General features: G+C 63.7%; 7 protein-coding genes. 1 reads left to right on the top strand and 6 read right to left on the bottom strand.

Annotated elements, in window-relative coordinates:
* Nucleotides 1–13 precede the first annotated feature (13 nt).
* The 6 genes from pglZ to ACIQFX_RS12020 form a co-directional block, all read right to left on the bottom strand.
* Nucleotides 14–2,509 (bottom strand): BREX-1 system phosphatase PglZ type A, encoded by a 2,496-nt coding sequence (pglZ, locus tag ACIQFX_RS12045; protein ID WP_402461306.1) that lies wholly within the window; start codon nucleotides 2,507–2,509, stop codon nucleotides 14–16.
* On the bottom strand, nucleotides 2,502–6,035 hold the full coding sequence (gene pglX / locus ACIQFX_RS12040; RefSeq protein WP_402461304.1) for a BREX-1 system adenine-specific DNA-methyltransferase PglX: 3,534 nt from the start codon (nucleotides 6,033–6,035) through the stop codon (nucleotides 2,502–2,504). The genes pglZ and pglX overlap by 8 nt, the downstream gene beginning before the upstream one ends.
* Nucleotides 6,035–9,526, bottom strand: coding sequence for a BREX system P-loop protein BrxC (gene brxC / locus ACIQFX_RS12035; protein ID WP_402461302.1), 3,492 nt, complete (start codon nucleotides 9,524–9,526; stop codon nucleotides 6,035–6,037). The genes pglX and brxC overlap by 1 nt, the downstream gene beginning before the upstream one ends.
* Before the next feature lie 4 nt (nucleotides 9,527–9,530).
* A complete protein-coding gene (locus ACIQFX_RS12030) occupies nucleotides 9,531–10,133 on the bottom strand; it encodes a DUF1788 domain-containing protein (RefSeq protein WP_402461301.1) in 603 nt (200 codons plus the stop codon).
* Nucleotides 10,127–10,756: a DUF1819 family protein gene (locus ACIQFX_RS12025; protein WP_402461300.1), complete on the bottom strand. Its 630-nt coding sequence runs from the start codon at nucleotides 10,754–10,756 to the stop codon at nucleotides 10,127–10,129. The genes ACIQFX_RS12030 and ACIQFX_RS12025 overlap by 7 nt, the downstream gene beginning before the upstream one ends.
* 91 nt (nucleotides 10,757–10,847) lie before the next feature.
* Nucleotides 10,848–11,048 carry a helix-turn-helix domain-containing protein gene (locus ACIQFX_RS12020; RefSeq protein ID WP_356081587.1) on the bottom strand — a complete coding sequence of 67 codons (201 nt, stop codon included), beginning with the start codon at nucleotides 11,046–11,048 and terminating at the stop codon, nucleotides 10,848–10,850.
* 464 nt (nucleotides 11,049–11,512) lie between these two features.
* Between ACIQFX_RS12020 and gltX the strand changes: the two genes are divergently transcribed.
* Entirely contained in the window at nucleotides 11,513–12,889 is a 1,377-nt protein-coding gene (gene gltX / locus ACIQFX_RS12015; protein ID WP_402461597.1) for a glutamate--tRNA ligase, read from the top strand.
* Nucleotides 12,890–12,894 lie beyond the last annotated feature (5 nt).

Genomic DNA, 12,894 nt, shown 5'->3' with positions numbered 1-12,894 from the left:
CGCCACACCCCTCCTAGAAGTCGAAGTCCGACGCGAATGAGCGCTTCAGCGTATACATCGCCTTGCCGTAGACGCGCCACTGGTTCGTGTTGGGAATCAGCTCCTCCAGGCGGAACTCGACCGCCCGGTTGTTGTAGTCGTTCGCATCTTGGCTGAGCAGCATGACGGCACTCTGATACCGGTCGCGCCGGTCGGCCGAATCCTGGTTGAACACCAGCGGGGCATGGTTGGAGATGAGGGTCTCGCCGAAGTACAGGCCGGCTCGCAGGATGCGCGGCTGGACCTTCTCGCTAACCGGCTCGGCCTGGAAGAGTTTGACGACCAGCTGACCAGTGGTGATCTTGTCCGACTCAGGCAGGATTTCCACATTGACCAGCCGAGTGTCGCTCCTACGCTTCTTGTTGATGGCGAGCACCGGCACGACGATCTCCTGGAGGGCCGCGCCGCCGTGCACGAACCTCGCACCCGAGCCCTTGAGCCGAAGCCGATGGATCGACTTGGGAATCTGCACCTCGTAGTCACTGTCGAGCCCGAGCTGCGCAGAGGTGTACGTCTTGAACGCCGGATCAGGTTTCAGCCCTGTGCCCAGCACGTAGCGGCGCGCCTGCACGGCGATGTTGTCGCCCTGCGGTGCGACGGACAGGTAGCCCGCCTCGTCGAGCGCGGAGTCCTGGAAAAGGAAGCCATGGTCGGCAGTCACGAAGATGTTGGTGGCGTCGGCGCTCGCAAGGCGCTTGACCAGGTCGACGAGCTCCTCCAGCGTCTTCTCGGCAGCCTCGAAAACCTGCCGCTCGGTGCCCTGCTTGTCGCCGGTCGCGTCAATGCGGTTGTGGTAGACGTACAGCACCTGGTGCTGCCGGTACAGCTCGCGAATCTCATCACGGGTCATGCCGAGCAGGTTTTCGGCAGGAACCGCCGCACCCCGCACACCGGCGAGGATCTTGCTGCGGTTGTCGGTTCCTGCGGACTGCTGGCCGTCCACGGCGACGCGATCACCCTTGCCGGAATGTCCGATCGTGGCGTGCGGCAAGAGCGCGGCCATCCCGAGCTGGGTATAGCTCGGCAGGACGCCCAGAACGGCATCAAGGGTCGCGTCGAAACGGTCTTCCTGGCGGATACGCGAACCGAGCTCGTCGGCAATCTCGTAGCGCAGGGCGTCGGAAATAATGACGACGGCCTTACGCCGACCGTCCCGCGTGATGGGCTTGACGTGGTCGGCGAAGAACGAAGTCTGCGGTCGGAGCACAGCGGAGCGCCACCGGTCGACGCCATCGACCTGCTGCTGCCATGCGGTGCCCAGTGTGTACAGGAATTTTTTCGCGTAGAAGGACTCGACCTGCTCCCGCAGTCTCTCCAGCGGTCCGGCGTGCTCGGCGGTGCGGGCCGCATAGGCGAACTGCCGGTAGAGCTGATCGATACGGAACCAGTCATTCCGGTAACGGTCCAGGCCCTCGTCGAACGACTGCATCGACAGGTCGAGCACGCTGAGCGCGGTCAGCAGGTCGGAGGCGCTGCCGATCGCGGAGTACAGCTTGCGGTACCCGTCGATCCAGAAGCTGTTCTGCCGACTGCGGATGACCTCGGTGACCTCACGGGCTGCGACTGTGCGGTCGGCGACAGCACTCGCAAGATCGCTGATGATCTTCTGGTCGACTTCCTCGAACAGGTCGTTGTCCAGCAGGTCCCGGAAGCCCGTGTCCTCGATCGTGCTCGCGTAGTCCAGGTCGCGAGCTACACGAGCTGCGAGCGTGGTCATCGCCTGCTGGCTGCGGACGTCGTAACGCAGGCTGGCGAAGTCAAGCTGGATGTTCCGCAGTCCGCCCGGCCGTTCGGACTTGAACCCTGCGGCGGCCTGCCGAAACATCCACAGCACGAAGTCATCGATGCTAGGACTCTGCGACGTGTAGCCGTAGATCGAGGCGACGCCCTGCCAGTGGAAGTCGTCAAGGCCGTACTCGACGAGGACGCCGTACTTGTCATCCGCGCCGCCGGCGCTCTCGACCAGCAGGGCGCGGGTGATCTCCAGGAGACTGTGCTCACGCTGCCCGAGCAGCACAGCCACCATCTTGGCCTGCAACACCAGCTTGTCATCATCCGCGTGAAGCAGCCCCTTAAGGACCTGCACCCGCTTCGCCGCCTGGAAGAACTTCTCGTGGGCCTGCACAACCTCGCCGACATCGTCGCCGGCAAGCCCGAGCTCCTGCTGTACCAGCGAGGCCCTGTCCGCGGTGAACACCCCGTAGGCCAGCTCAAGGTCGAGCAACCAGTTGCCGATCCCCGCCGGCACGGCACCCGAACGGTAGACAAGGAACTTCGAGTCAGGATCCTCGTGCAGGATCCTGTACTTGACCGCGTACTCGTCGTTGGCGACACGTAGGATCTCGACGCCCTCCAAGCCGAGCGAGTCGAGGCCATCGGCATACCCGCCCTCGGAGTCGTGCCAGAACACCACCCGGTGCGTCTCGAAGCGCCGCTCCAGATGAGACCGGACGGCGGATGTCTCAGCCATTGCTTGCCTCAAGACCGGGGATCTTCTTCAGCGCGGCACCGAGCTTCGGGTAGTTCGCCTTCACGCCGTCATCAAGGTCGATCTGCACCTGCTGGGTCGCCAGCGGGTACAACACGTCGTGCTCGTACTCGTCGAGTTCGAGCAGCACCTTGCGCAGGCGGTCGACCTCCTTCTGCGCGGCAGCCTTCTCCCTCGGCGTGCCCGTCCCTGCGGACAGACGCTCGTGGTGCTGGCGGCTGGCCTCCAACTTCGCCTTGTACTCGCGCAGGTACTCGTTCAGTACGGTCGAAGTGATCGACGGCGTGTAGCGGTGCATGTAGATGAGGGCGTTAAACGATCCCTTGGGACTGGAGAACATCCAGTAGATGGGGCGCTTCTTGTACCGCTGGACATGGTCCTTGTAGAACGACTTCACGAAGTAGTCGCGCAGGTCCTTAACTCCGAGCGACTCGGTGACGAATCGGAGGTTCTCCGCGAAGTGCTGCTCACCGAACGCGGCCCGCAGGAACTGGCGGAATCGGGCCACGATGTCGCCCTCGAACCAGTCCCCGTCGACGATCGGAATGACGCTGTCTGTTTCGGGCTCGAAGCTCGGCGAAGGAACTTTGGCGAGATAGTCCTGCAGGGTCGCCCCTTGCTCGGCCAGGATCAGACCTGGTACGTCGAGGCTGTAGCGGCCGAACATGCATCCCACCGCGTAGAAGATGAGCTCCTTCACGGCGTCCTGCTTGAACAGTGCCTCGCGCTGCTCCTCTGACTTTCCTGAATATCTGAACGCAACGTTCTGGTTCAAAGTCACTCGATCCAAGGGGACATCGCATCGCACCGAGCCTTCGAGGCCATAAAGCTTTGCCACCAGCTCATTGTTGGACTCTTCGAGCGAGCGCTGCTGCCGCGAAAGCGTGTCGCAGTGCTCGGAGTATGCATCGAGCGCCGTCGAAACCCTACCGTCGGTGCACCAATCGACGATCGGAGACTTCATGAAGTTCCAAGAGGTCTCGAATACGTCCCAGTCCGCCTTGGAGTTCTCTACCAGCTGGTCGATGATGGACTCGCCGCCGGCGTTCATCGATGCCCCGATGATGGGCAGACTGCCGACGTCCTCGGCCACGAACGACATCGTCGGCGACTTCGCTTCGAGCAGCAGCTGCATCAACGAGGAGTTGCAGATCCCCATCAGGAAATCCTCTGACTGCGCCTGCCCCGATCCCACATAGATCGACTTGGCCGCAGATCCAAGGACGAAGCCCTCCTGATATCTGCGGAACGCCGGAGATCCCGATGAGATCTTCGACCAAGAGGCACAGGAGCGGAAGTAGAACTGGGGACTACGAACGGTCGACTTAGGCCGCTCGGCCAGAATCTCCTCTCCGCCATTTCTCCAGTTGATCAGATACTCTTGATTTCCATACCACTTGCGGAAATCTCCACCCTTGTTGAAGGGGAACCACTTGGCCTTGCTCGCTCGCGCAGCTGCAGGACTGTCTGCGGCAAGCTCACACGAGCGCATGGACACTTCCCACCACAGTCGCACGAAGCGATTCGCGTCTGAACTCGATAGCCCCTCACGCAACTCGGCAACCTCACCGAGAGGGCGCCCCTGCGTAAACACACCGCGGACGGAATCTGTTAGCCAGTAGACCACGGGGCTGCCAGGAATCTGAGAGAAGCTTTCACAGGAGCTCCAGAAAATATCCGGTCTCGCGCCACCGTCACCTGCGGCGGCGATCTTCCCCAGGGCTGCCGACTTCTCGGCCTCATTCCTGCCCTCCACGAGGCGCATGTAAGAGCCCACAGCCTTCGGCGACCTGCCGACCTGCAGGACGAATGCGGCAGTGGAAACGACTGCACCGCCGATCGTGTCGAAGGCGCGCTCACCTAGATGGGCCATGGAGGACGGAGGTGCCGTGTTGAGGATGCTCTGCCGAAGCCTCTCGAACGAGGCCAGGAACATCCACGACTGCATGGTGATCATGGCCGTACAGCCCCCGATACGCGTCAGCTGGAGGCAACGCTTCATGAACATCGCGAATAGGTCGGCCTTGGTGGAGGGGTACTGGTCGCGGGCGAATTCGGACAGGAGGGGCCCCATGTTCCCGGAGCCCATGTACGGAGGATTCGCGATGACAACCGCGTACTGTCGCGCGAGGAATTCGGCCTGCGCAACAGCGCGCCGAGCCTGGTCGACCATGCTCGCCTGAATGAGGTCGGCCCCAACTGGCCGACGCTCAAGAGCCTGCCCGAGGCGCGTCGTCAGGCTGATGTCGGGCCGGATGAGGGACCCAAAGGTGTCAGCGTTCTCGAACTGGTTCCAAAACGCCTCCTCCTCGGATCGGTCACCGTCATCAGTGACGAGCGCGTCCAACTCGGTCGACGTGAATGAGATCGGCTCAAACACGCAGACATTCGGCTCGACCTGCTTGCTAAAGAAGGTCCGTTGACGAGAGCGCGCCTTCATCGTGAGCGCGAACGCGGCCAGGGCACCGGCACGGGGATCGATCTCGGTCCCATAGAGGTTGTTGGCAAGGATCAGCCCCGGAATGTCAGACGGCGCGTAGCCCTCTTCCTCGTAGATGGCATACAGCAGGTCAAATGCGTAGGTGAGCATGTGCCCGGAGCCGCATGCGGGGTCGAGGACCTTCAGCTCCTCGGGGCCGGCGACCTTGAGATAGTCGGTCTCTTCGTCGACCGGAGCGATGTAGTACTCCATCTGATCGGCGAGCCGGGAAGCGGGCCGGTTGAGCAGCCAGAGCCGTCCCACGGAGTTTTCGACGAGGTAGCGAACGATCCAGTGTGGGGTGAAGAGCTGAGTGGCAGCGGGGATCTCGGCAGCGCCGGCCTTCTTGTTATTCTTGAACCCGGCGAAGACCTCGTCTTTGCGCTCGGAGATGTAGAACTGGTACAGCCAGCCGATGACCTCGACGTCCTGGCAGACGTCCTCCGTGAGCACGGTGACGGCACGGGCCAGCACTGAGTCGTCGGCGAGCAGGTTCGCGGGCATCAACAGCTCGGTGTAGTCGCCCTCGCGCTCGAACATGAACGGCATCGAGCGGTTCCAGTGGCGGCAGTACTCCGCGAGCAGCAGCGAGTACGCCTCGCCCTGTGGGTCGTCGCTGCGGCGCGTGCTGTTGAGCAGGTTCGTCACTGTCTCAGCGGTGCGCATGTTGGTGACGACCGTGCTGTCGATGTTCCCGCGCTTGGCTTCGGCAAGGATCTCCGGCTGGCCGCCCTCGCGGCCTCGCTCGGGCGAAACGACTCCGATCCCGGTGTAGCCGTTGGCGTCCATGAACCGCAGCGCGATGATGCGGTTGAACCAGGTATAGGCAACCTTGTCCGCTACAGCGGCGCGGCCCGTGCCGCCTCCGCCAGCCGCATTGACGGCCTTCTCCAGTGCCGCGACGGCGGTGCGCTGCTCGACCTGCTCGGGCGAGGCGGGAGCGAGCACGACGGAGATGCGGGCCGCTACCTCGCGGATGAGTGCGGCGCGCGCCCAGGCGGCGAAGGACTTGAGCGGAGCGGTTTCCATCAGAGCGTGATTCGCTTTCCGGCGTTGAGTGTGGACAGCAGGGCGCTACGGAGTGCGTCAAGGTACCGATCGACGTCCTCGGCAGTCTCCAGCACACCCTGAGCACCTGTCACGGAGATGGTCTTGACCGAGACCGTCTGCTTGGCCGGCGCGGGTGCGGGATCGTCGGTGTCGCCCGCCGGGCGGGCCGAAGAGACGAGTTGATCGAGCAACGCAGGGTAGGTCTCCTCCTCGAAGCTGTTCCCCTGCTCACGGATGAGCCCGATCTGCCGCTCGTTACCGACTCGATCGACGACCTGGTCGACCGTGTGAATGACTCTCTGCTGTGCGTCTTCGGTGGCGTTCTCGTAGTAAGCGCTGCCGAGCACCTCGGTCTTTCGTGCCTCAATGGCCTTAATCACCGTGGCACGGTTGGTCGCGAGCGCTTCGTCGACCTGCTTGCCGAGCGCCTCCGCGGCTTGCTTGAGCTGGGTCATGCGGTTACCACGGAACGCGTTGGGGTCTTCGAGCAACCGCTTCACCTCGGTGTCGCTGCCGGCGGGCAGGTAGCCGAGGTTGTTCGTGCTCACCGCGAGCAGGGTGGCGGCTTCGTCGTAGATGGCGCGCTGGCCTCCGTTGAGGAACGACTGGATGGGGTCGATCACGGATTCCTTGGCGTCGAGCAGCTCGTCGCCGAGGCCGAACTCGGTCAGGTACCACTCGTCGGGCTCGTCGACGACCTGTTCGAGCAGCGCGATCGGGGCGGCCAGCTGCTCCACGAACGGGTACTTCGACCCGTTCACCCGCGCCTTCAGCTCATCGAGCTTGCCGCGCAGCTTGTCGCTAGCGTGCCGGGCCAGCTCCAGGGGGTCCTTCGGCGCGGCCGTTGCCTCGTCGAAGAAGTCGGTGCAGAACGTACGGAGCGCGGCGACCTTGCGCCCGTCGAAGACCTTCTGTGGAGCGACCACCGCGTGCGAGTGCTTCTGCGTGTTGCGCAGCACCGCCGCGACCTCAGTGCGCTTCAGGGCGTTTCCGTCGACGATGGCCGTGAGCTTCGAGGCGCCGACAAGCCACGCGATGACGACCTCGATCGAGGCGAGGTCCCAGCCGTAGGGCTTCGCCTGAAAAGCACCCGCGATCGTCTTGACAGTCACCTGCTCACCAAGCCGGTCACGCCGCAGAACGAACGAGAGCACCTCTTCGCCCGGGATGGCGAGCTGGGACAGCGACGAGTCGTCGAAGATGCCCGACGGATCGGGGTTGGCAAACGAGGCGACCTGCTGCTCGCTGTAGGTGATCCCGCCGAGCAGTTTGAGCTGGGTGTAGGTACGGCTGACAAGGTCCTGGAAGCCGTCGGTCACACGGACGACGGCGTCCTGCGAGGTGGAAGCCACATCGGCGGCGTTGATGACGAGCTCTGCCTTGCCGACGGCCCGGCGGATGCGTGTGACAAGCTCCTTCTCGCGCTCGGCGTTCTGTGTCGCCTTGGAGCGCAGAATCTGGTCCTCGATCGCCGAGAGCGAGGTCGTCTGCTTGCGCTTGGTGTATTTCTCGGTCTTGATGAGCAGCCGCAGGTCGGACAAGGCACGCTCGTCTGGTTCCAGGATGACTCGCAGCTCGTCCTTGCCGGCGCTGTGCATCCGGATCTCTTCGGGACCGTACGGGTACTCGGGGGTGATGAAGTGAACCGTCAGCTCGCGCTGCTGTCCGTACACCTGGTCGTCGAGCTTGTAGCCGAACGCGAAGTCCTGGCCGTTCTTGGCATACCGCAGCTTGCTGGTGCGGATAACTTCACCCGAGAGGATCTTAGACAGGCGGCCGCTGACCTCTGAGGCGTCGATGTCGACGTTCTTGATCTCTTCCTCGATGACCTGTTCTTCGTTGGTCAAGTACTCGTAGACGTTGCCGTTGCGCTGCACGTACGTCTGAGTCTCCAGCAGCGTCAGGGCCTCCTGTACCTGCTTGGACAGTGCGGGCAGGTCAAGCCCGAACCGGTCGTAGACGAGCACGGTCAGGTTGCGCGGGGTCGCGTGGAAGCCCTCGACGTACTTGACCAGGAACAGCGCCTTGAGTAGGCGCACAGCAAGCTCGTTGTCGAGGTTGCGCTCGGCGACATCGATCGAGCGCTGCGCGGCAGACTTCAGCGAGGCACGGACGCCAGCGAACATGTGGTCGAAGGTCGCGAGTCTGCCCACCTCGACGTCGCCGACGTCCTTGGCGACCTGCTGCACGACGCCGAGCATGGAGCGCTCACCGACCGAGCTGTTGCGGCCCTCGAACACATTGTGGTCCGAGATGCCCTCTATCGCCGCTTGGAAGAGGGGGAACTGATAACTGACGAACGGGTAGGTGTCGACGAAGTGCGCCTCGTCCGTGTAGTTGCGGTAGATCTTCGCGCCGTCAACGAAGTCGAACAGTGTTTTGAAGTTCGCGTGCTGCTCGGCGTACACCGTCGCCAGCGCAGACTCACCCACCTCGTTCTTCTCCAGCAGCCGCTTGCGGATGACTTCCTCAACGTCGGCGCTGGTGAGCTTGACTCGTGTCCTGAATCGCGCCTGGATCTTGGAGAAGTCGTTGCCCTGCTGCTTGGTGCGGTCGCCGACGACCTTGTCCATGTCCTCCTGGGAAGTGACGAACACCCACGCTCGCCCCTGGCACTTGGTATTCAGAGACTCGGCGATCGTCTGGAGGTTCAGCATCAGGTGCGTGTTGGACCCGATGAACTGGCCGACCTCGTCCACGAAGAAGTTCAGCCGGAAGCCCACGGCCTGCCTGTCGATCCACGCCTTGACCTCGTTGGCGAAGTCCTCGATCGACACCGAGTACTCGTTGCGGTACTTCGTCAGGATGTTGGTCGGCGTCCCCTCGGTCTGGCCGCTGACTTCGGCGTATGCCTTGGCCACGTTGGCCTCTTCGAGTACACCCTCCTCACGGCCATGCGCCCAGTCGCGTCCCGCGATCTGTGCGTACGCAGCCTTGAACGCCCCGTACTGGCCGCGATTGTCCAGGTCCCGCTCGAATCGAGCCACGTGGCCCTGGTTGCCGTAGTAGCCACAGCTCTCATCGAAAACCTTGACGAACACCTTCAACAGTGCGTCGCCCTGGTCCTTCGTGATGAGCGTCGCCTTCTGATCGATGTTGAACAGCAAGCTCTTGGCGGGAATGCGGTCGGCCTTGGTCAACAAGGCTGGGAGGAACGCTCCCTGCGCCTTGGACCGGAAGCTCTCAGACACACGCTCGCGCGGGAACTCCTGCCCGTCTACGTCGCCGAGCAGGTGGGCGAGCATCTTGAGCAAGTGGGACTTACCGGAGCCGAAGAAACCCGAGATCCACACACCGTTCGCGTTGGTGTAGTTCGTGTACGCCTCAAGCAGGGGTTCGAGGCCCTTGGCTGCCTCGTTGGTCAGGACGTACTCGTCGACCTCAGTGCCCAGGTGCGCGGTGTCGTCAGCCTTGATGACGCCCTCGATCGGACGCTGCACGTCCTTGGCGAAGATCGCGTTCAGCTGCATCGAGTCACGCCTCCTGCTCCAAGATGTTCTTGGCTCGGTAGTACTGGTCGTCTTTGAGTCGCCCGAACAGCACGAGCGACGACCCCAACGTGTCGGACTGCTCGTAGCGGCCAGGGAAGAACAAGAGCATCGGCTTACCTGTTACGACGCTCTGCAAGTTGTTCAGCACGTTGTGTGAGCGGATGTACGGGAAGACTTCGCCAATGCCTGTGAGGAAGAAGATGTCGAAGTCGCCCTCGGCGAGCTTGGCGCGGATCGCAGGCGAGATGTGGTCCTGCGGGTCGAGCATCCCCTGAAGCAGCTCGCGGAAGTCGGCTTTGTCCTGATCCGGTTCGAGGGCGAGCAAGCGATCCCAGACTCCGCGTTCTTTGAGCATCTCCACCGACAGGTCGTAGAGATTGATCTCACGGACCTCAATGCCCTTGTTGGCCAGTCGGTTCTTGATGCGCTTCTTGGCCCCCGCGACCACGAGGGCGTCCTCGGGGTCGTAGGGGTAGATGAAGAACGGCACCTCGTTGCTCAGGCCCTCCATCTGGAGGAACCGCTTGCCGCTGAGCACCTGAAACAGATGCTCTTCCTGATTGGACAGCTCGATCGGCGTCACCACTCGGCCCTCCCTATATCGTGATCACTGGTGGGGAAGAACCGCAGATCGCTCGGGGTACGCGTGGACAAGGCAGTCGCGACCCGTTGCGATAGCACGGCTTGGACCAGGTGTCCGCGGCCGGAGAGCAGGCCGGCCTCGTTAAGCATCAGGAACACGTTCGAGCGCAGCTTGCGCAGCGTCGAGCCCTTGACTTCAGTCAGCTCGGTATGCCATAGAGCCTTGCCGCGAACGAAACTGTCGAAGTCTTCGTACGTGAGCGTCGATGCCAGCAGAAGGAACCGCTCACGCGCCACCTCCTCGGCGAACTCGCCGATCAGGTCATAGCGGCGGCAGGCAGCCGCCCACAACAGGTGCCCGCGCTCAGTGGCCGGCGCGTCGACGAGCACCTCAATCTCACCGTCGGTGAGCACGGTAAGTCGCTGGGTGACCTCACGGGTGAGGCGTCGCCCCGACGCGACCGTGCGAGCCTGGAGCAGGTTGTCCTGCTCGATCACTGCGCACACCTTCGACCAGTCACGCTCGCGCAGGTACAGCGGCGCAGCGATGGAAGCCTCGCGCATGAGGAGGGCACCACTGGTGAACGAGAGCGCATAGCGCGACGCAGGGGCGGTCCGTTCCACCACGGGGCACCTCCTTTCGGGAATCAGGAAAGTTAATCAGGATACAGCACTCAGCCGACACCGACGCCATCCCAGTGGGCGGAGAGCTCTCAGGTCAGCCTGACTCTGTGTGGTCACTCGATGACGCGGCACCGCCACTGCGCACCCACTCATCGATTTCACTGGTCTGGAACTTCCAGAGACGGCCGAGCTTGTGGGCCGGCATGCCCTTCTCGGCGATCCACCCATAGACGGTGTCCTTCGTGATGCCGAGGTGGGCGGCGATGTCGTCGGCGGAAAGCCACGGTTCAGCCACGGTGGAGCCTCCAGTCGGCAGTCAACGTAAGCACATCAGCCACGCTTACCCTACCGGCATCTGGGCGGGTCATACCCGGTTTAGCTGGGTCTAGCAGGTCTACGACGTACTACTTGGTGTCTTGCCCGGTCTAGCGTTGAGCACGGAGGAGTATGGACGCCTCACTCCTGGTTGCGGTGATGCCGACAGCGCCCGTCTGAGGAAGCGGCTCAAGGGCATGGCCGCCGATGACATCTACGAGCAGTTCGATCCTCGTACTGTCGGCGCGGTGAACGGCCTGGGACAAGGGGACCGGCGGCACCGGGAGCGGTGGAAGGAGACGTACGAGTAGAGGGGCGAGGACGGCCGGAAATCGACGGTGCGGGGGTAGGGGGAGTGGTCCGGGGCGGGTGTCCGGCGTCGGTACTCTGGAGCGCATGTCTACTGCTCCGGTTCGCGTTCGTTTCGCCCCGTCCCCGACCGGCATGTTCCATGTCGGTGGTGCACGGTCCGCTCTCTACAACTGGGCGGCGGCGCGACAGTCCGGCGGCACGTTCGTCCTGCGGATCGAGGACACCGACGCGGCCCGGAACAAGCCGGAGTGGATCGACGGGATCATTAACGCGCTCGCGGCGATCGGCATCCACGGCGAGGACGCGGCCTTCGAGGGCCCGTACTTCCAGTCGCACAACGCCGACCGGCACCGGGAAGCGGCCCAGCAGCTCTTCGCGGCCAGCCGGGCGTACTACTGCGACTGCACCCGGGAGCAGCTGAAGGAGCGCACCGGGTCGGACCACCTCGGGTACGACGGGTTCTGCCGGGAGCGAGGGCTGGCCTTCGAGGAGGGCCGGGCGCTGCGGTTCCGGACGCCGGACGAGGGCGAGACCGTCGTGGTCGACCTGATCCGCGGGGAGCCGGCGTTCCCGAACAGCGCAATCGAGGACTTCGTGATCGCCCGCGGTGACGGGTCCCCGGTCTTCCTGATCGCCAACGTCGTCGACGACCTGGACGAGGGCATCACGCAGGTCATCCGCGGCGAGGAGCACCTTTCGAACACGCCGAAGCAGCAGCTGCTGTGGGAGGCGCTCGGCGCCAAGCCGCCGGTGTGGGCGCACCTGCCGGTGATCGTGAACGAGAAGCGGCAGAAGCTGTCCAAGCGCCGTGACAAGGTCGCGCTGGAGGACTACCTCGCCGAGGGCTTCCTGCCCGAGGCGATGGTGAACTACCTCATGCTCCTGGGCTGGGGTCCCGGCGACGACCGGGAGATCATGCCGTACGAGGAGCTGGAGCAGCTCTTCCGGATCGAGGACGTCAACACGGCGCCGGCCTTCTTCGACGTGAAGAAGCTGACGGCGTTCAACGGCGACTACATCCGCGCGCTCTCGCCGGAACAGTTCGTCAACGCCTGCGCGCCGTGGCTCGTCGCTCCGCACGCGCCGTGGGCCCCGGAGGCGTTCGACAAGGACGTGTTCGAGGTGGCGGCGGCGCTGGCTCAGACCCGGATCGCGCTGCTGTCGGAGATCACCGGCTACGTGGACTTCCTGTTCCTCGACGAGCCGGTCGAGGACGAGGCGTCGTGGAACAAGGCGATGAAGGCCGGCGCCGGAGACATCCTGTCCGATACCCGCGCCGAGTTCGCCACCGTCGCGAACTGGAAGGCGGACGACCTGAAGGCCGTCCTCCTCGCCGTCGGCGAGAAGCACGGCCTCAAGCTGGGCAAGGCCCAGGCGCCTATCCGGGTCGCGGTCACCGGCCGCACGATCGGACTCCCGCTGTTCGAGTCCATGGAGCTGCTCGGCCGGGACCGCGTGCTGGCCCGTCTGGACGCGGCGGCGAAGAAGCTGGCCGCCGCGCAGGCGTAGCCGCC

The sequence above is a fragment of the Streptomyces sp. NPDC093089 genome (genome assembly GCF_044754405.1).
Taxonomy (GTDB): domain Bacteria; phylum Actinomycetota; class Actinomycetes; order Streptomycetales; family Streptomycetaceae; genus Streptomyces.
Note: the sequence above shows the minus strand (reverse complement) of the source record. Positions and strands in the feature narration are given on the sequence as shown.